At 47.7% G+C, this 19,102-nt stretch carries 21 protein-coding genes; 13 read left to right on the forward strand and 8 right to left on the reverse strand.

Features of this window, described 5'->3' with window-relative positions:
• Positions 1–12 precede the first annotated feature (12 nt).
• Positions 13–705: a response regulator gene (locus BW952_RS16000; protein WP_045852087.1), complete on the forward strand. Its 693-nt coding sequence runs from the start codon at positions 13–15 to the stop codon at positions 703–705.
• Positions 706–1,026: 321 nt separating this feature from the next.
• On the opposite strand, the gene BW952_RS16005 is transcribed toward BW952_RS16000, so the two are convergent.
• Both BW952_RS16005 and BW952_RS16010 read right to left on the reverse strand, forming a co-directional pair.
• Positions 1,027–1,806: a class I SAM-dependent methyltransferase gene (locus BW952_RS16005; protein ID WP_045852086.1), complete on the reverse strand. Its 780-nt coding sequence runs from the start codon at positions 1,804–1,806 to the stop codon at positions 1,027–1,029.
• A 10-nt stretch (positions 1,807–1,816) separates the two neighbouring features.
• Positions 1,817–2,857 (reverse strand): tripartite tricarboxylate transporter substrate binding protein, encoded by a 1,041-nt coding sequence (locus BW952_RS16010; RefSeq protein WP_045852085.1) that lies wholly within the window; start codon positions 2,855–2,857, stop codon positions 1,817–1,819.
• A gap of 259 nt (positions 2,858–3,116) precedes the next feature.
• Here BW952_RS16010 and BW952_RS16015 point away from each other — a divergent pair, with 259 nt between their 5' ends.
• From BW952_RS16015 to BW952_RS16025, 3 genes are read left to right on the forward strand one after another with little or no spacing between them, the layout of a single operon-like run.
• On the forward strand, positions 3,117–3,563 hold the full coding sequence (locus BW952_RS16015; protein WP_045852084.1) for a tripartite tricarboxylate transporter TctB family protein: 447 nt from the start codon (positions 3,117–3,119) through the stop codon (positions 3,561–3,563).
• Between the two features lie 19 nt (positions 3,564–3,582).
• The gene (locus tag BW952_RS16020; RefSeq protein WP_045852083.1) at positions 3,583–5,109 is read left to right on the forward strand and encodes a tripartite tricarboxylate transporter permease; all 1,527 of its coding nucleotides are present in this window, start codon (positions 3,583–3,585) and stop codon (positions 5,107–5,109) included.
• A 12-nt stretch (positions 5,110–5,121) separates the two neighbouring features.
• Positions 5,122–5,370, forward strand: coding sequence for an HPr family phosphocarrier protein (locus BW952_RS16025; protein WP_045852082.1), 249 nt, complete (start codon positions 5,122–5,124; stop codon positions 5,368–5,370).
• Between the two features lie 42 nt (positions 5,371–5,412).
• Here the strand turns inward: BW952_RS16025 and BW952_RS16030 are convergent, their stop codons facing one another.
• A complete protein-coding gene (locus tag BW952_RS16030; RefSeq protein WP_045852081.1) occupies positions 5,413–6,555 on the reverse strand; it encodes a zinc-dependent alcohol dehydrogenase in 1,143 nt (380 codons plus the stop codon).
• 432 nt (positions 6,556–6,987) lie between these two features.
• Between BW952_RS16030 and BW952_RS16035 the strand changes: the two genes are divergently transcribed.
• The gene (locus BW952_RS16035; RefSeq protein ID WP_414735830.1) at positions 6,988–7,674 is read left to right on the forward strand and encodes a YqcI/YcgG family protein; all 687 of its coding nucleotides are present in this window, start codon (positions 6,988–6,990) and stop codon (positions 7,672–7,674) included.
• Between the two features lie 38 nt (positions 7,675–7,712).
• On the opposite strand, the gene hxlB is transcribed toward BW952_RS16035, so the two are convergent.
• From hxlB to BW952_RS16050, 3 genes are all read right to left on the reverse strand, one after another.
• The gene (gene hxlB / locus BW952_RS16040) at positions 7,713–8,261 is read right to left on the reverse strand and encodes a 6-phospho-3-hexuloisomerase (protein ID WP_175607595.1); all 549 of its coding nucleotides are present in this window, start codon (positions 8,259–8,261) and stop codon (positions 7,713–7,715) included.
• Positions 8,258–8,899 (reverse strand): 3-hexulose-6-phosphate synthase, encoded by a 642-nt coding sequence (hxlA, locus tag BW952_RS16045; RefSeq protein WP_045852078.1) that lies wholly within the window; start codon positions 8,897–8,899, stop codon positions 8,258–8,260. Before hxlA ends, hxlB begins: the two co-directional genes overlap by 4 nt.
• Before the next feature lie 126 nt (positions 8,900–9,025).
• On the reverse strand, positions 9,026–9,400 hold the full coding sequence (locus BW952_RS16050) for a winged helix-turn-helix transcriptional regulator (RefSeq protein WP_045852077.1): 375 nt from the start codon (positions 9,398–9,400) through the stop codon (positions 9,026–9,028).
• Between the two features lie 152 nt (positions 9,401–9,552).
• Here BW952_RS16050 and BW952_RS16055 point away from each other — a divergent pair, with 152 nt between their 5' ends.
• Positions 9,553–10,527 (forward strand): Gfo/Idh/MocA family protein, encoded by a 975-nt coding sequence (locus tag BW952_RS16055; RefSeq protein ID WP_045852076.1) that lies wholly within the window; start codon positions 9,553–9,555, stop codon positions 10,525–10,527.
• Positions 10,528–10,578: 51 nt separating this feature from the next.
• Here BW952_RS16055 and BW952_RS16060 read toward each other — a convergent pair whose 3' ends face one another.
• The gene (locus BW952_RS16060; protein WP_052698526.1) at positions 10,579–11,034 is read right to left on the reverse strand and encodes a hypothetical protein; all 456 of its coding nucleotides are present in this window, start codon (positions 11,032–11,034) and stop codon (positions 10,579–10,581) included.
• Between the two features lie 118 nt (positions 11,035–11,152).
• On the opposite strand from BW952_RS16060, the gene BW952_RS16065 reads away from it, so the two are divergent.
• Positions 11,153–11,599: a DUF4385 domain-containing protein gene (locus tag BW952_RS16065; protein WP_045852075.1), complete on the forward strand. Its 447-nt coding sequence runs from the start codon at positions 11,153–11,155 to the stop codon at positions 11,597–11,599.
• On the opposite strand, the gene corA is transcribed toward BW952_RS16065, so the two are convergent.
• Positions 11,596–12,546, reverse strand: coding sequence for a magnesium/cobalt transporter CorA (gene corA / locus BW952_RS16070; RefSeq protein WP_082084664.1), 951 nt, complete (start codon positions 12,544–12,546; stop codon positions 11,596–11,598). The two genes, BW952_RS16065 and corA, sit on opposite strands and share 4 nt — an antisense overlap.
• Positions 12,547–12,667: 121 nt before the next feature.
• Between corA and BW952_RS16075 the strand changes: the two genes are divergently transcribed.
• The 6 genes from BW952_RS16075 to BW952_RS16105 all read left to right on the forward strand — a co-directional run bounded on the left by BW952_RS16075 (position 12,668) and on the right by BW952_RS16105 (position 19,095).
• Complete coding sequence (locus tag BW952_RS16075; RefSeq protein ID WP_045852073.1) at positions 12,668–13,468, forward strand: alpha/beta fold hydrolase; 801 nt, start codon at positions 12,668–12,670, stop codon at positions 13,466–13,468.
• A 720-nt stretch (positions 13,469–14,188) separates the two neighbouring features.
• Positions 14,189–15,718, forward strand: a complete 1,530-nt coding sequence (gene nikA, locus BW952_RS16085) for a nickel ABC transporter substrate-binding protein (RefSeq protein ID WP_331428871.1) — start codon at positions 14,189–14,191, stop codon at positions 15,716–15,718.
• Positions 15,718–16,665 carry a nickel ABC transporter permease gene (gene nikB, locus BW952_RS16090; RefSeq protein ID WP_045852071.1) on the forward strand — a complete coding sequence of 316 codons (948 nt, stop codon included), beginning with the start codon at positions 15,718–15,720 and terminating at the stop codon, positions 16,663–16,665. The genes nikA and nikB overlap by 1 nt, the downstream gene beginning before the upstream one ends.
• Entirely contained in the window at positions 16,662–17,504 is an 843-nt protein-coding gene (gene nikC, locus BW952_RS16095; protein ID WP_052698525.1) for a nickel transporter permease, read from the forward strand. The genes nikB and nikC overlap by 4 nt, the downstream gene beginning before the upstream one ends.
• Positions 17,501–18,316 (forward strand): ABC transporter ATP-binding protein, encoded by an 816-nt coding sequence (locus BW952_RS16100; protein WP_045852070.1) that lies wholly within the window; start codon positions 17,501–17,503, stop codon positions 18,314–18,316. The genes nikC and BW952_RS16100 overlap by 4 nt, the downstream gene beginning before the upstream one ends.
• Entirely contained in the window at positions 18,313–19,095 is a 783-nt protein-coding gene (locus BW952_RS16105) for an ABC transporter ATP-binding protein (RefSeq protein WP_045852069.1), read from the forward strand. The genes BW952_RS16100 and BW952_RS16105 overlap by 4 nt, the downstream gene beginning before the upstream one ends.
• Positions 19,096–19,102 lie beyond the last annotated feature (7 nt).

Genomic DNA, 19,102 nt, shown 5'->3' on the forward strand with positions numbered 1-19,102 from the left:
GGGGTATAAAGAATGTCACATATACAGGTTATGATTATTGAAGACGATGAAACAACCATTAATATTTATAAAAAATTCATACAGAAAGTGGAAGGCTTTCAGATTGTCGCTTCAGCCTGCACAGGCAAACAGGCAATGGATTTGCTTCACGTATTTACGCCCGATTTGATTTTGCTTGATGTGCATTTGCCCGATATAAAGGGGACGGATCTGCTGTGGGACATTCGTCAAGAAGCCAGAGGGGTAGATGTGATCATGATTACAGCAGCGAACGATGTGTCTACGGTCAGCGAGTCAATTAGAGGGGGCGCCTTCAGCTATATGATGAAGCCGATCATGATTAATCAATTTTTATCGACACTGGAGCAATACAAAAAAACGAAGGAAAAGCTGTCTCATTCAGCGGTAATGGAACAGGACGATATTAACCGGTTTTTTGGGGTGAAAGGAGACAGCAGCAGGACAATTCGCGAGGAAGAAGAAGAGCTGCCCAAAGGCATTGATAAACATACGCTGAAAAAAGTACGTGCCCAAATAAGTGCAGCGGCAGGAAGCGTTAATGCAGAAGAGACGGCCCAGGCGATCGGCGCCAGCAACTCCACGGTAAGGCGGTATTTAGAATATCTCGTTTCACGGGAAGAAGCAGAGGTGGACATCATGTACGGGACGATCGGGCGGCCGGAAAGGCGGTATCGAAAAACATAACAAAAGATATTGGCCCTTGAATCCGAACGATCTAGTAGCTGAAAGCCTTGATTCTTCTTTTTTCTTAGAAAAGCACAATCAGGGGCTCCGGGCTGCCGGCTCCGCTTTTCTATGTGGCGAACGCTGAACCAGCCCAAAGTGCGCGGCTGTTTCAGCCTGAGCGCCCCTCCGAACGCGCAGTCCTGCAGAAGCCGCCCAAACTATATTCGTGCAAGCGCAGTCACTAACTGATCTACCATCATGAAGAGCCCGAAAGAAAGCCAAACGATCGCATCGTTCGGCTTTTTCTTCTATCCAGAACCTTTTGTCTTAAGCTACCCTTTATTTTTGGACCAGTACCATCCATTCATCGATTTCAAACGATTGGACTTCTCCGTTCTCCTTTTGAATGGAAAAGTAATCTGTGATGAAGGTGTCCGCACTTAAAAGGTGATCATCCACCTGCTGGATTTGCTCAGCAGAGGTGGTGGTCCGGCGTACCCATTCGCGGTAGCCAAGTGTTTTTTTTCGGCACTGCTCTTTTTCGATGCGAAGGCCGGCTTGGGCGAACCATTCCTGCCACTCTGAAATGGCGTAGCTTCGAACATGGCTGTGATCCCGGAGCGATTCAAGCTCGTTGACGAAAGCGTCCAGACTCGGGTCAGCCGGGGCAATATTGTCAATAAGCACAAAACGTCCACCTGGCTTCAGCACGCGGCAGACTTCTTTGACGAACGCCTGTGGATTGGGAAAATGGTGAGCCGCAATCCGGCAAGAACCGGCATCAAATGTATGGTCGAGAAACGGAAGAGCTTCTGCGTCCGCAGCTGCGTAAAAAATATTATTCGCGTGAGCATCCAAGTGCTGCTTTGCGGCCTCGAGCATTTCCACTGTTAAATCTGTAGCAAAAACAAACGCAGCTTGGCCGGCCATGGCTTTCGCGGCATGGCCGCCCCCTGTGGCAATATCCAATGCGACTGCTTCAGGGGTAAGCTGCAGCCATTCGGGAAGCAGTGCAAGGTCTGTTCCCGTTGAATGGGTGCTGCTTGTAACGTACTGACGGGCGGATCGGCCAAACTGCTTTTTCACTTTTTGCTTTGCTTCATTTACTGGTTCCTTCATAGTGGCCCCCTTATTTTTGCATATTCAAAGATTCCAGTATTTCTTGTACGAGCACTTCCTGTTCAGCGAGGAAGGCTGTAAACTCTTCTGAATTTTTGTAGCCGTCTTCCCAGCCATTTGTTTTCAGTACTTCCTGCCACTCTGGTGTAGCCGCCATTTCAGTCAATGTTTCGTTCCAATAGTTTACTGCGTAATCCGGCATGTCTTTCGGACCGAACAAGCCGCGCCAGATCGTAAAGTCAGCTTCAATTCCGGCTTCCTGGTAGGTTGGAATATCTGCATACGTTCCTTCCAGTCTCTCAGTAGAAGATACGCCAAGAACGCGAATTTTTCCTGCTTTTAAGTATTCGCCCGTGCCGGAAATGTCTGTAGCCAGCACATCCGCATTGCCGCCGATCAGAGCTGTCATGGCCTCACCGCCGCCATCATAGGAAACGTATTTAATTTTCTCTGCATCCACCCCGGCTTTTACAGCAGGAAGCATGGCGACAAGGTGATCCTGCGACCCTGGGGCGGATCCGCCTGCTAATGTCAAGCTGTCAGGCTTTGCTTTTAAGTCGGCAAACAACGATCCCAGGTCTTTATATTTTGAATCGGCCGGCACAACGATTGCGCCATAATCCTTTGTTAATTGAGCGATCGGCGTCAAGTCCTTATAAGAATGCGGGCTGTTCCCTTCTTTTTTCAGGTTGTTAATGATAAGAGGAACAGAGGGCAGGAACAGGCGATACGGATCTTCCGGGTCCTGGCTGATAAAGTCCGCTAAGCCGACGGCCTGGCCTCCGCCCGGTTTGTTTTCAACGGTCATAGACTGCTCGTTTAACCCGGTATCGCTTAACACTTTCGTTAATGCACGGGCCGTTGTATCAAGCCCGCCGCCGGCCCCGGAAGGCGCGTTAATGATGATTGGCTTTTCAGGATAAGACGCGCCTTCTTCATTCCCTGCGCCTGTTCCGGATGCGGCCTCATTGCCGCATGCTGCCAAACTAAGTGCCAGTGCACCGGCTGTTAAAACGCTTCCCCACTTTTTTACGTTAAATGGTGTTTTCATTTTGTTGCCCCCTTTGTTATTGGTAACGCTTTCATAACTGGATCGTATCATGGTCCTGCTGAGGAATATAGTTTACGTTCATTCCTCACATAAGAACGAATAAGAAACATTAACGTCATATTTTTCACGAGAAATGAATGCTCTGTGAAAAATATGATCGTTATTTAAAATATGGATGAAAGCTTTTATCCGCTCCGGTTTATGGTACGTTTTAGAAAGCGATTACATAAAAGAATATTAACTAAGGTGGGGTGGAGAAATGAACAAAACCTTCGATCGTTATGCAAGTATTGTTTTCTTATTAATTGGTGTTCTGTTTATTGTAGAAAGCCGAAAGATATCCGCCAGCTCATACGGAAGCAATGTCGGACCTGATATTTTTCCGATCGGACTTGGCATTTTACTGGTTTTATTGAGTATCAAGCTATTTATCGAAACAGCCAAAATGAAAAAGGAAGATACAAAAGGAGAAAAGCCGGATTACAAACGGTTTTTGATTATTTTTGGAGCGGCTGTTTTATATGTAGTCCTGCTGGAGCCCCTTGGGTATGTCATCACCACTTTTTTATTTTTAGCTGTCGGGTTCCAGGTGTTGGAAAAGGGCGGCTGGCTGAAAACGATCGCGATCGCGGCCGCTTTTTCATTCGGTGTTTATTACCTTTTTGTGATGGTGCTGCAAGGATCGCTGCCAGGGTTTCCGATTTAATGAAGGGATGTGCTGAAGGATGGACGCAATACAGTTTTTAATAAATGGATTCGGCATTGCGATGCAATGGCAAAATTTAGCGTTTGCTTTTTTTGGTGTCCTGATCGGCACAGCCGTAGGGGTTTTGCCGGGGATTGGCCCGATGAGCGGTGTCGCCCTTTTGATTCCAATTACCGCGACGCTGACATCAGGACTCGATCCGCAAAGTGCAGCCGCCAGCTCTATTATTCTGCTTGCCGGTGTGTATTACGGCGCGATGTACGGGGGATCAACAACTTCAATTTTATTAAATACGCCAGGAGAATCTTCGTCTGTTGTGACTGCGCTGGATGGCTATCAGATGGCCAGGCAGGGAAGAGCCGGGGCGGCGCTGTCCATCTCTGCCATCGGGTCGTTTGTGGCAGGAATCGTGTCTCTTATCGGTTTAACGCTGCTGGCAAAGCCGTTGTCAGAGCTTGCTCTTTCGTTTGGGCCGGCAGAATATTTTTCGTTAATGCTTCTCGGGCTTTGTGCAGTGAGCGGACTGGCTGGAAGCTCCATTACGAAAGCATTGATTATGACAGTGGCCGGTCTTTTGCTGGCAACCATTGGAATGGATAACGTCTCGGGTGTTTCCCGGTTCACGTATGAAAATGCGTATTTATATTCCGGTCTCGAGTTTTTAACCGTAGCGGTTGGGTTGTTTGCGCTCGGTGAAGTGTTCCGCACCATATTGGACCGGGATAAAGGAGATGGAAATATCGCAAAGGTCGGACGCATTTTGCCGACAAAACAGGATATGAAGGAAAGCTCGGCGCCGATTTTACGCGGCTCATTGCTTGGCTTCTTCATTGGTGTCCTTCCGGGTGCCGGTGCGACGTTAGCGTCTTTTTTCTCTTACATTGCAGAAAAGAAAATCAGCAAGCATCCTGAAAAGTTCGGCCACGGCGCCATTGCAGGCGTGGCGGCTCCGGAATCCGCGAACAACGGTGCATCAGGCGGAGCGATGATTCCACTTTTGACGATGGGCATTCCCGGTTCAGGGACAACCGCCATTCTAATGGGCGCACTGATCATGTACAACGTGCAGCCAGGCCCGCTTTTATTTGAAGACAATCCCGAAGTTGCATGGGGGCTGATTGCCAGTATGTTTATTGGGAATCTGATGCTGCTCGTACTGAACATGCCGCTCGTTAAGGTATTTGCCAAGGTCATTGAAACACCGGCCAAGTATCTGCTGCCGATTATTATTGCCATTTCCATCTTCGGTGTGTACGCTGTTCAGTTTAATACGTTTGATTTGGCTCTGCTGCTCATTTGCGGATTGCTCGGCTATTTTCTGACGAAAAATGATTACCCGGTGGCGCCGCTTGTGCTGGCACTTGTACTCGGGCCGATGATCGAAAACAATATGCGCCGTGCACTCACTTCTTCAAATGGCGATTTTGCAGTTTTTGTAACGAGCCCGGTTTCCCTGCTGTTTCTTGTCATTGGCGCGCTTTGGATCAGCATTCCGCTCATCATGAAAATGCGCGGTCGGTCGGTCATTATTAATGAGGAAGACTAGGAGGAATGAAAAATGGAAATCAGTCCAACATTTGCCCGGCTTGTTGTTGAGTTAAATAAAGCGGCACAGCCTTTTCAATCAAGCATCGTCTTGAAAACGGATCATCGGAGTATTGATGTGAAAAGCATCCTCGGCCTCACTCATTCTATTTTAACGTCCAAGAGCTTTCAGCTTGAAATACATGGACCGGATGAGGAAGAAGCTAAGAAAAAGATGGTTCAAGTATTTCACGACTTTCACGTTCCAGTACAAGTGAATTGATAATGGAAAGAGCCGCTCAATCAAATGAGCGGCTCTTTGCTTTTATGGCTTTAGGACAACTTTAATGCACTCGTCTGCGTGGTCGTTGAATGTTTGATACGCTTCAGCGGCTTGCTCGAGCGGCACTTTGTGGGTCACAATTTCGGTCGGGTCAAATTCGCCGGCGGTAATTTTCTTGAACAGCTCCGGCATGTAGTGAATAACCGGGGCCTGGCCCATCTTTACGGTGATGTTCCGTTCGAATAAATTGCCGAGCGGGAACATGTTATACATAGATCCATAAACGCCTGTCAGCTGAATGGTACCGAATTTGCGCACGGATTTAATCGCGATCTGAATGGCGCTTAACGTGCCGCCCTGCAGCTTCAGTTTTTGCTCAATCGCTTCAACGGGCGACTTTTTCCCGTCCATGCCGACACAGTCAATTACCACATCTGCTCCGCCATTTGTGATTTCTTTTAAATGGTCGCCCATGTTTTTATAGTCCGAGAAATTAAAGGTTTCGACGTTGTTCATTTGTTTTGCTTTGGCCAGCCGGTACGGGACGTGGTCAACGGCGATCACCCGCTTGGCGCCTTTCATCCAAGCGAATTTTTGTGTCATTAAACCGATGGGGCCGCAGCCAAGCACGATGACAGTATCCCCTGCTTTTACACCTGAATTTTCGACGCTCCAGTACGATGTAGGCAGTACGTCCGACATAAACAGAAGGGCTTCATCTTCAAGCTCACATGATTCAGGGATCACAAACGGCATAAAATTGCCGAATGGCACACGTAAAAACTCTGCCTGGCCGCCAGGGAAATTCCCGTATCGTTCAGTAAAGCCAAAGTAGCCGCCTGTATCAAGATGAGGGTTGGCGTTAGAATTATCACACTGGCTTTCCATCTCATTATCACAGTAAAAGCAGTGGCCGCATGAAACGTTAAATGGCAGCACAACCCGGTCGCCTTTTTTCACCTTGGTCACATCGGGCCCCACTTCTTCTACAATCCCCATTGGCTCATGGCCAATAACATAATCTTCTTCTGCCGGCGGAAGCGCACCCTGGTAAATATGTAAATCTGATCCGCAAATGGCTGTAGACGTAATTCGGACAATGATATCTTCCCGTTTTTGAATCGTAGGATCGGCTACATTTTTAACTTGCATGTTTTTAGCACCTTGATACGTAACTGCGCGCATGAAAGAAAACCTCCTGTTTTTTGGAATAGTCTACTTTTACCCCTATAAAAAATTATTATTCTGAAAAAGAGTCAGCCTTTTCGCTCATTTTTCAAAGGAAGTTTAATCAGGTTACTGAGTCGAGAATTAAAGAAAGCAGAGCCGAAGTTAATCAGGCTCTGCTTTCTTAGCGGCGATTTTTGAAGTTTTTCAATAGGGTATACGCAGCAAATACAATAATGACGCCAATAATAATAAACAGGAGCCCTCTCATTGGGACACATCCTTTCAAATAAAACAGATACACTTTCTTTATCCTTTATTAATTAAATTCAAACCTGGGAGCGTTTTAAAAAATTTGGAAGGGGTAAGGAAAGAGGGGAGATCTATTTTATTTTGACTGGAGGCGGCACATTGCTGAAAACCCAATCGGCTTTATTGACGAAAGAAGAGATGGAAACGCGCGAAGACCTGCCTAACTGGCTGAAGGAAGAATATGCAACGTTTCACCGAACCGTCATGGACCCGACATTTCCCTGCTATTTTGGCATGAACGGAGAACGAAAGGGAGAGCTTCGCTACGGGTATATTACGCAGGAAGACTGGTCGGCGCTGCCTGAAATAGTAGGCTCCTTTCTTCAGCTCTTTAATGAACCGCCATTTGTTCGGCACGGCTTATTTTTGTTTGTCGAGCCTTTTGAGCAGGAGGGGGATCTGGAGCAGTACCGGAAACAGTTTTGGTCCATCCTTCAATTTCTGCACGAGCAGGATCAACAGGAGTGGCCGTCAGAAGCGCCAAAAGACCCGGATCACTATTTGTGGGATTTTCATTTTCACGGGGAGCCGATTTTTGTGTTTGGCAATGCACCTGCCTATAAGCAGCGCAAAACGAGAGATTTGGGCAATGCGATGGTGCTCGGTTTTCAGCCGCGTAAAATTTTCAAAGGGCTGACGGGGACAGAGCCAGGCGGCATCATGTCGCGTGAAAAAGTGCGCGAGCGGGTGGAGAAGTGGGATGAGCTTCCGAAACATCCGGATATTAGCCACTTTGGCGACCCCAGCCACAACGAATGGAAGCAATTTTTTATCGGGGACGACGTAGAACCGATTACAGGAAAATGCCCGTTTCAACATAAATAAACAAGAGGACAGCCGAATGCCGGCCGTCCTCTTGTTGTTTATTCTAAATTGGCATGGCGGCCGTACATATTGTCGGCATCCATACCCCGCTTCTCCATGATGAGCAAAATAAGCGAATCATAAAAAAGGAGAAGACTTTGTTCAAACAGTGAACCCATTGGCTGAATGGATGAATGGGTTGTGTCGGCTTTCGTTTGCGCCGGAATCTCGATGATGATATCTGCCAGCCGGCCGATGGACGAATCGGGCACAATCGTTACTGCGGCAACGGCTGCACCAATGGACTTCGCTTTTTCTGCCATGGCGACAAGGCTTTTCGTTTCACCTGAACCGGAACCGACGATAAACAAATCGCCCTTTTCCAAATTCGGTGTGACAGTTTCACCAACGACATACGGCTCCAGGCCAACGTGCATCATGCGCATCGCAAACGATTTGGCCATAAAGCCGGAACGTCCTGCGCCGGCGACAAATACTTTTTTTGCGTCAAGAATGCCGTTCACAAGCTTTTCTGCATCTTCTGCACGAATAGAGGATACAGTCGTTTGAATCTCTTGTAAAATGCGTTCAAGCTGCGTGGTCATTATGCGTGAACCGCTTCTTTGATCAATTTCTGCATCTCTGCCGCTGCGGCTTTTTTATCGTCCTTGCTTGTGATGCCGCCGCCTACGATGACAAGATCCGGCTGTTCCTTGATCACTTCAGGAAGTGTTTCAAGCTTAATGCCGCCTGCGATCGCTGTTTTGGCGTTTTTCACAACACTTTTAATCGTATGCAGATCTTCAAATGAGTTTTGTCCTTCTGCCTGCAAGTCATAGCCAGTATGAACGCAAATGTAATCAACGCCAAGGGCATCAAGCTCTTGTGCGCGTGTTTTTATGTCTTTTACAGCAATCATATCCACAAGAATTTGCTTGCCTTGTTTTTTCGCTTCTTCCACAGCCCCTTTGATGGATGCATCTTCTGCTTGTCCAAGAATGGTGACGATGTCAGCGCCTGCCGCTGCTGCTTGTGATACTTCATAACCGGCTGCATCCATAATTTTAAGATCGGCCAGAACGGCTAAGTTCGGGAATGCGTCTTTCATCGCTTTTACGGCATGAAGACCTTCATTAATGACAACCGGTGTGCCGATTTCAACGACATCAATGTGCTCCTGTACTTCTTTTACAAGCTCAATGCCTTCTGGAATGTTGACTAAATCGAGTGCTAATTGTAATTTCATAATGTATTCTCCCCTTTTGATTAGTGTCTGCTCATTGTACAGCCATACTGAATAAAAAAGAAGTACGCACTTTGAAAACATATAGTGCTAAAAAGTATACCGTGAAGACAGATGACCAGCTGTTTCTTATTTTTCCTGCCCGATTGTGACGGCCGGATCATCTACATGCTCTTCGATAAATTTCTTGTAATTTTTGCCCCAGCTGTACATGGACTCTAAAATGGGCATCAGCGTCCGCCCCTGGTCTGTCAGTGAGTATTCCACCTTTGGCGGCACAACTGGATACACTTCGCGGTGAACGATAAAGTCTGATTCGAGCTCCCGAAGCTGATTGACAAGCATCCGCTGTGTAATGCCGGGCATGAGTGATTTCAGCTCATTAAACCTTTTTGTGCCTTCTTTGCCTAAATGCCAAAGAATGAGCATCTTCCATTTCCCGCCGATCACCGCGAGCGTTAGTTCTTTTTCGCAATTATATTCCTTTGCACAAACGTGTCCCATCTCATTTCCTCCTGCTTCATGATGGTTATCAGTATACAATCAATAGGTATAAACAAAAAGGGAACCGCTTCATCCCTGGTTGATCTTCAGAAGCTTTGTTGAGAAAATGAAAGAGACAGAAGCTGCTTATTTTTTAGAAAAGAGGGATACATATGAACATTGCAACGATTGGCACGAGCTCGATTACCGAGCGTTTTATTGACGCACTTGGCAAAACAGACGCACTTACATTTGCCGGCGCCTTTTCACGGTCAGCTGACAAAGCAAAGAAGCTGGGCGCACCGCGCATTTTTACGGATCTTGAGGAGTTAGCCCGCGATAAATCAATTGAGGTTGTTTACGTCGCATCGCCGAACTCCCTTCACTTTGAGCAGGCCATGTTCTTAATGGAGCATCAAAAGCACATTATTTGCGAAAAGCCGATGTTCTCAACGTCTGCCGAACTGACGGAAGCGTTCCAAAGGGCGGATGAATACGGCGTGTTTTTATTCGAAGCATTCCGCAATTTGTATACACCGAACCACCACAGGCTCAAGGCGGCTATCGAAAAAGTAGGACCTATCCGCCATTCGTTTTTACAGTACATGAAGTATTCCTCCCGTTACGATAACGTGCTGGCAGGGGAAGAGCCGAATATTTTCTCGCCGTCCTTTTCCGGTGGAGCCCTTGTGGATTTAGGGGTGTATCCGATCAGTCTGGCGGTTTCATTGTTCGGGAAGCCGGATGCTGTCTCCGCTCAGGTGGTCAAACTTTCAACGGGCGTCGATGGCAGCGGTTCTGTTCTTTTGGATTACGGTACGCACACATGCACGGCCATGTTTTCAAAAATCACCAATTCTTCCTTGCCGGGTGAAATCAGCGGGGAAAACGGCACGATTGTCCTCGATCACGTTGCGCCGATCTCAAGCATCGAATTCACTGACCGTCTTTCCGGAGAAAAAGAACAGCTGGCCGTTTCGGAAGAGGAAAATGACATGATGTACGAAGCCGAAGTCATTGCGGCAGCGATTCAGTCGAATGATCGCGCTGTATACGAGCAATACCGCAGCATTAGTGAAATCGTCATTCATATTACAGAAGAGGCGCGGAAACAAAATCAGATTGTTTACGCGGCCGAGAAAAAATAATGACATCCCGCCTGAGTTCTTTATGAATTCATGCGGGATTTTTTAGGTTTCTCAGCTATTTCCTTGATCAAGGTCTAACTCGACTTCATTTTCCTTTTTTTTCGGCTCGGATGCCTTTTCGAGCAGCACATTTAGTTTTTCGTTTGATTTTTGAATGAGCGGCGCCAGCTTTGCGGCGTCAGGGCTGTCTTTTTTTGCTTCGGCAATCAATGGGTATAGACTTTCCTCAATAGCAGCATAATCTTCCGGATACTGCTCCTCGATCTCGGCTTCGGCCAAATCCCAATGCTCCTCCAGGCTTTTTCCGGTTTGTTGAAGGTCTTCTTTGCCTTCAGCTGCCTTCAGGGCAACAAGCGTGTTTTGCACATTTTCGATTTTGGCGGGCAGGTCACGGGCATGTTCCTCGATCGTATCGGTTTCGGTATCCAGCACCGGCTGCTCGCTTTCGTCCGTTCCGCAGCCTGAAGCCAGCATCACGGCGAATACCATTGCGTAACGTTTTTTCATTTTTTTCTCCTCGCTTTCAGTCCTTAATATGAACCAATGGGCAGGATTTCATGAATAATCGTTCATCGTTTTGACTTTGCGTAAAGGGGTAAAAAAGAAGAAAAAGGAGTGGAATGCAATGCCGTTTGACTACACACTTGATTTCGACAAGATTGATTTTCGGAAGGAGCCGGAGAAATACAGAGTAGGACGGGGAGAGCAGGGTGTCTTAATGGTGGAGCCGTATAAAAGCGAAATTTTGCCGCACTGGCGGTTTAAAACACCGGAGATCGCTGCTGAATCGTCTGAAAAAATTTATGACATGTTCTTAACATATAAACAAAACGATGATTTTGTCGGCATGGATATGGCCCGGAAGTTTTTACAGATGGGGTATACGAGAGCTCGCCGCTACACAAATTACAAGGGAGGAAGGAAATACGATAAGGACGGAAATGTGAACGAGCGGGAAATCGATGAGGAAAAAGCAAAATCCGCGTCCATTTTCGAGAAGAAGTGGAAAATGGCACGCGAAGATGAGGAGTACTTGAAGCTGAAAAAAACCCATCAAAAAAAGTACGGCTAATCGTCCTGGCGGAACCAGCCTTTCTTCCAAAAGAATGCAAACATCGCAATGGAGATGCCCGCCATCAAGCCAAGAACCGCAAAATAGCCATATTGCCAGCGCAGCTCCGGCATATGGTCGAAGTTCATTCCGTAAATACCGGCAATAAAGGTGAGCGGCATAAAAATCGTCGTAATGACGGTCAGTGTCATCATAATGCTGTTCATCCGGTTGGAGTTGACGGATAAATAGCTGTCCCGCATATCCTTCGTCAGCTCACGGTTGGATTCAACGATTTCGGTCAGCATCAATAAGTGATCGTAAATATCCTTGAAATACACTTTGCTTTTTTTCGTCACTTGAATACGGTCGGAATTCAACACACGATACAGCAGCTCCCTCATTGGAAAAATAATCCGCCGCAGCTTTAAAAGCTCTTTTCGGATATCAAACAAGTCATCCGTTTTATATTGATCCGCATCCTCCGCCTCCAGTTGAATTAAGCTGTCTTCAATCTGGTAAACACTCGGGAAAAAATGATCGACCACTTTATCGACGAGGTGATACAAAATCTGGACGGGATTTAAATTTTTTATTTTTTTGGCGTCTAAAAGCCGTTCCCAGACGGTGTCCACTTCAACGGATTTCCGGTAATGGAAGGTGACGATAAATTTGCTTCCCCAGAAAATATCAATTTCCTCGGGATCAAGCGTCTTGCGGTTAACGGACTGAATGATCATAAAATTATGATTGTCATAGTAATCAAGCTTCGGGCGCTGAATAAATTGCAGGCAGTCCTCAATAGCCAGCGGGTGAAACGCGAAAAAATCATGCAAAATCGCTGTTTCTTCTTCTGTTGGCTGGTCAAGATCTACCCAGTACCAGAGAATATGCTCACCGCGCAACTCTTCAAGCGGCAAATCGCGCAAAACGGTTTGTTCTGTTGTAATAGCAGCTGTACGAATCAATGACATCACCTTCTTTTTGGATTAAGCCCTTAACAGTATACAGGAAAACAAAAGGTTTGTGAGCGAGGGCATGCGGGAACAGCTGTAAAAGAAAAGCAGTCAAAAAGGAGAGGTTTACGATATGTTGATTGAAACAGAAAAGCACGTTCAGCTTTTTGTACACGATATTGGCGAAGGAACACCGGTTGTTTTTTTACACGGCTGGCCTGCCAATAATGACATGTTTGAATATCAGCGCAACCTGCTTCCGGCTGAAGGCGTCCGCTATATCGGCGTTGATATGCGAGGCTACGGCAAATCAGATAAGCCGTGGGATGGCTATGACTACGATACGATGGCTGATGATGTAAAAGCCGTGATTGACAAGCTCGGTGTGTCCGATGCCGTCCTGCTTGGCTTTTCAATGGGTGGCGCGATCGCGATCCGCTACATGGCCCGTCATAATGGACACGGTATTTCCAAGCTTGTTCTTGCCGGCGCAGCGGCACCTATTTTCACGCAGCGCGATGACTATCCATACGGTTTGACGAAGGAAGAAGTAAACGACATTATCGCTAATACGTACAAGGACCGTCCGGCAATGATCGACGAGTTCGGCGGCATGTTTTTTAATAAAAAACATAGCGAGCCGTTCCAGCAATGGTTTGCCTCACTTGCCCTGCAGGCAGGCGGCCACTCCACGATTAAATCCGCTGTGGCGCTTCGAGACGAAGACCTGCGCGGCGACCTGGACAAGATTTCTGTGCCGACGGTCATTTTTCATGGCAAAAAAGATCAGATCTGCCCGTTTGAATTTGCCGGGGAGATGAACAAAGGGATTTCAAACTCCCGTATTGTGCCATTTGAAGAAAGCGGCCATGGCTCGTTTTACGATGAGCGCGAGAAATTTACCGAAGAGCTTCTGCAATTTGTGAAAAGCTAAGAGTATAGTGCTTAAAGAGAAAAGCCGAACGACCGCTTTATTTTGCGGTCGTTCGGCTTTTGTGCATTACTTTTTATTTGCTGATCGTTGTTCTATTTTGTCAAAGAGGGCAAAGATGCCAAATGCGGAAAGCAGCAGCGCTGGGAATCCAATAAAAAGATAAGCAGCACCTTTAGGAACGTACGCATTTAAAAAATAAAGAAAGAAAGCCGTCCACCCAAACAAAATAATCCACCCTAATGCTTTCATAGTCAGGCCCTTTCCCAATAGCTGAAGTTGTTGTCCAGTTATAGAAACAATTGTACACCTTTTCTGCTGGTCTGATTAAAGAAGTGATTCGCCTGGGGGAAATAAAAGCAAAATAGTGAGGCAGGGCAGGGTATATCCAGTTAGTTGTAAACTAGCAAGAGCTAACGCCGATAAGTTGAAAATACCGCTGATATCTAGCTGGCTAACGCCGGTATTTCCAGATACCGGCGTTAGCCTGCCTGATATCGGCGATAAATCAAAGATACCGGCGATAGCCTGCACATTATCAGCGATAAACAGGAACGGTGTTCACATATATCGAACCAAACAGCTAGCTGTACAGGATTGTCGGGCAATTATCTAGATAATTTTGCCACTTACTCTTTAAATCGTAATAATACCGATTTACACAAATACAAAGCTATGATACTATTTATTTCATCAATGAAGAGACAATGGAGGAAAATACTCGTGAAAAAAAGATATGTAAAGGCTGCGATTCTGGCGGCAGCTGTTTTTTTGCTGGCTGCCTGTTCAAACAGCGGCGGAGAAAGCGGGGCATCCGCTGCAAAAGAAGTGGCGCTTTTGTTTAATTTTTCAGCGGATTCGCTTGATCCGAATGTAGAATCAACGTATGTGCCCATTCGCGCTGGCATTACGGAAACGCTCGTTCACTTAAATGATGAAACGCTTGAAATTGAGCCGTGGCTGGCGGAGAGATGGGAAAGCACTGACGGCCAAAACTGGACAATCCAGCTTCGGGAGGACGTGACCTTCCAAAACGGCAATAAGCTGGATGGCGCGGCAGTAAAGGCATCGCTTGAACGGGCGATGGAGGCGAACCCGGCTGTTCAGACGGCGCTGAAAATTGAATCGATCGAAGCGGATGGGTATACACTTCAATTGAAAACGAGCATGCCGTTTGCTGAATTCCCATCTGAGCTCGTTCATCCGAACACATCAATTGTTGATGTAACGGAAACGGATTATGTTAATCATCCAGTCGGCACCGGACCCTTTCAAGTGTCTGCCTTTACACCGGGAGCAGAAGTGAAGCTGGAGCGCTACGACGGGTATTGGGACGGGGCGGCCAAACTGGATGGAGCTGTTTTCCGATTTAATGAAGATGCGAATGCCCGTGCGTTAGCTTTGCAGTCTGGAGAAGCAGATATTGTCTTTAAGCCGGAAGCGGAAAGCCTTGAGATGATCAAGTCTCTGCCGGGCGTGACAGTTGATTCAGAGGAAACGTTTCGTGTGCACCAGCTGACGATGAATATGGCATCCGGTCCGCTTTCTGATGTAAACGTGCGTAAAGCACTCGATGCGCTTTTGGAGCGGGAATCTATTGTAGAAAACGTGCTGATGGGCCTTGGCCAGCCAGCGTACGGACCTTTTCCTTCTACTTTCTCATTTGCACCGGACTACCCGGACAAAGAGCAGGGAATCGAAGCCGCAAAGGCGCATTTGCAAAAAGCAGGCTACACGGAAGAGGGTGGCGTCATGCAAAAGGATGGAGCCCCGCTTACGCTTAAGCTGATTACGTACAACGGCCGTCCGGAGCTGCCGCTCATTTCCCAGGTGTTCCAGTCAGAAGCGAAAAAAATCGGCATTGAGGTTGAGATTCAGCTTGTGGAAGCACCGGAAGATTACATGGCAGCAAACCGCGACTGGGACGTGTCCATGTACAGCAATTTAACCGCTCCGCGCGGCGATGCCGGCTATTATTTAAATGCAACGTATCATCCCGACGGTGCGCTGAACTTTAGCGGCATAGAGGATGCATCGCTTACTGGCATGATTGAAGCGTTAAATGGAACGGTTGGCCAGAAGGAGCGATCGGCCCTTTCAAAAGAGATTGCGGCTTACATCGACGAAAACATGTACCATTCATTTGTTGTGCATCCAAACTCGCTCGTTGCCTACAACTCTGATAAAGTCACGGATTGGGAAACGACAAAAAGTGAGTATTATATGCTGACAAATAAACTGGATGTGAAGTAATGCTTCAGATTATTGGAAAAAGGCTGACGGAAGTCGTTCTGTTTATGCTGGTGATTTCTTTTATCAGCTTTTTGTTTATCAGGCTGGCACCGGGCGATCCGGTTTTATCCATATTGCGCGTAGATGATGTGGCGGTCACACAGGCACAGGTCGAAGCGGCGCGTGAGGAACTTGGCTTTAATGATCCGCTGCTCGTCCAGTACGGGAGCTGGCTGCTGGATTTTGTCCGGATGGATTTCGGCACCTCTCATATGACAGGACAGCCGGTCATGGCGATGATCGGCTCCGCACTGCCGGCCACGCTTGAACTGACATTCGGCTCATTGCTTGTCATGCTGATAATTTCCCTTCCGCTCGGTTCATTGGCGGCTTTGTATAAAGACAGCTGGATTGATCATGTGAGCCGGGCAGCCGCTATGATTGGCGCGGCTGTTCCGAGCTTTTGGCTCGGGCTGATGCTGATCGATGTATTGGCAGTACGGATGGGCTGGTTTCCAACGATGGGGAGAAATGGATTACTTTCCGCCGTTCTTCCTTCTGTTACGTTAGGGCTGGCGATTTCCGGTGTATACGTGAGACTGCTCCGTTCAAGCCTGCTCGAAGCGATGAATCATGAATTTATTCGGGCGGGGCGGGCGAGAGGGCTGTCTGAATTTCATCTGTTTTTCCATTATGCACTCCGTCACAGCCTGCCGCCGGTTATAACCGTATTCGGTGTCAGCCTTGGCAGCTTAATTGGCGGTGTTGTCGTGATTGAAGTGATCTTTGCTTATCCGGGTATCGGCAAGATGGTGGTGGATTCGATTCGACAGCGTGATTATCCAGTCATTCAAGGATACATGCTTGTCATGGCGGCTGTTGTTTTTGTCGTCAACAGCTTAGTCGATATGTCCTACCGGCTGATTAACCCGGAACTGAGGATAAAAGAAAGGAACGAAGCGCAATGAATGCACTGGCTTTTGGTGAATATAAAAAGAAACGCTGGGCATGGATCGCGCTGGCTTTTTTTCTTTTTACAGCCCTATCGGTTCTTATATATGTTTTTTTCGTCCTGCAGCATGATCCGCTCCTTGTGAATTTAGAGGAGCGGCTGCTTCCGTCAAGTGCGCTTCATCCTCTTGGCACGGATCATTTAGGGCGTGATGTTTTGACACGCTTGCTGCTCGGTTCAGGCTACACGGTCGGCTATGGGCTGCTTGCGCTGCTTGCGGCAGTGGCCATCGGCTTGCCGTTCGGGCTTTTGTCCGGTTTAAAGGGCGGTGTGATTGATCGGCTGTTCATGAGAATTGCCGATGCATTCCTGGCGTTTCCTGATACGATTGTCGCCATTGTGTTAAGCGGGCTGCTCGGTGCGGGAATGGAAAACCTTCTGCTGGCGATTGTACTGGTGAAGTGGGTCAGCTATGCCCGGCTTGCCCGCAGCACCGTTTTAACGGAAAAGCGCAAGGACTATATGCTGGCCGCTTCAATAAACGGGCTTTCTACGTGGAAGGTCATGAGAAAACATCTTTTTCCCCACGTGGCCGGACATGTTCTTGTCTTAGCCAGTCTCGATCTAGGGAAAATCATCTTGCTGATTTCTGCGCTGTCGTATATTGGATTAGGCGCTCAGCCGCCCGTGCCGGAATGGGGCGCCATGCTGAACGATGCACGTCCGCACTTTCAGTCGACGCCATCGCTCATGCTGTATCCGGGGCTGGCAATTGTCTGTGTGGTGCTGATATCAAATGTGGCAGGCGATTTTTTTCGAGACCGATTTGATGTGAAAAAGGACGTGAGGAAATGAGTATTTTATCAATTGAAAACTTGTCCATTCATTCAGCTTCAAAGCGAATTGTCGAGGATTTGACATTCCGTGTGGAGAAAGGGGAATGGCTGGCAGTGGTCGGACAAAGCGGCAGCGGCAAAAGCATGACTGCGTCTGCCATCGGCCGCCTTCTTCCGCCGAATGTAAAAGCAGAAGGCGAAGTCGTGTACAACGGTCAAAACTTTCTTTCCCTGTCCGGCTCTGCCATGAGAAAGCTGCGCGGCACAAGCATTTCCTTCGTGTTTCAGGATTATGGCAGCTCCTTTAATCCATTTTTAACGATTGGCCGCCACTTTGACGAGTACCAGAAAACACACGAACGCAAATCGAAAAAGGAGCGGGTGCAGGAAGCAAAAAAAGCGCTGGCGTCTGTCGGGCTTCCCGAAGCTTTTTACAAGAGATACCCATCTCAATTAAGCGGGGGGCAGCTGCAGCGGGTGGCCATTGCGCTTGCTCTCCTGTTTAAACCGGACCTGGTCATTGCAGATGAACCGACAACGGCGCTTGACAGCGTGACAGCCGCTTCTGTCCTCGAGCTGCTGGCGGAACTAAAGGAAAAAACAGGCTGTACGGTCCTGTTTATTACACACGATTTGCGGCACGTTCGAAAGTATGCAGACCGGGTCATGGTCATGTACGAAGGGACGATTGTCGAAGAGGGAGAAAAAGAAGAGATTATGCAGAACCCCTCTCACCCGTACACAAAACGGCTTATTGCGGCAATTCCTTCTTTGCAAAAGCCGCGTCTGACGCTTGTGCAGGAGCGTCAAAAGGATGTGGCGGCGACATGAGTTTAGTGCCTGACATCCTTCAAATCAACCAATTAACAAAGCAGTATTCCTGTGGACATCGAGCGCTTGATGGTGTCTCCTTATCAATCAAGCGGGGCGAATGTGCGGGTCTTGTTGGAGAAAGCGGCAGCGGCAAAAGCACGCTTGCCAAATGCACACTCCTGCTTGAAGGGGTGGATGGAGGCGAGGTATGGCTGAACGGACAGCCACTTCATTCGCTGAACAAGAAAGAGCAGCGGGAAGCAAGAAAACAAATGCAGACGGTTTTTCAAAACCCGGCCGCTTCTTTTAACCCGAAGCTTAAAATGATTGATTCTCTGCTGGAGCCTTTAGAGGAGAAAAAGGGGCAGGTGCCGGTTTTTTTAGCGCACGCTTGCGAAAGCCGTGAACGGATGGCTTCGGCCTTGCTGGACATGGTCGGGCTTGATGCTGCACACCTATACGCATATCCCCATGAGTTGAGTGGCGGGCAAAAGCAGCGAGCCGCTATTGCGAGAGCGATCAGCACAGAGCCTTCACTCATTATTCTGGATGAACCGACAGCGAGCCTTGATGTGCTCGTACAGGCGGATATTTTGCAGCTTTTAAGAAGGCTTCAGCAGGAACTGGGGCTGTCGTATTTATTCATCTCGCATGATCTTGCGGCGGTGTATTCGATCAGTGACCGGATTTTCGTGATGAAAAACGGACAGATTGAAGACGTGTTTGAAAGCAAGGATTTATATGCCGAAGAACGGCATACGTATACGAAAACATTAGTGCATTTATTTGAACAGTAGGAAGTGA

Origin of the sequence: Domibacillus enclensis (genome assembly GCF_900156125.1) — a bacterium.
In the GTDB taxonomy this organism is placed as follows: Bacteria; Bacillota; Bacilli; order Bacillales; family Domibacillaceae; genus Domibacillus; species Domibacillus enclensis.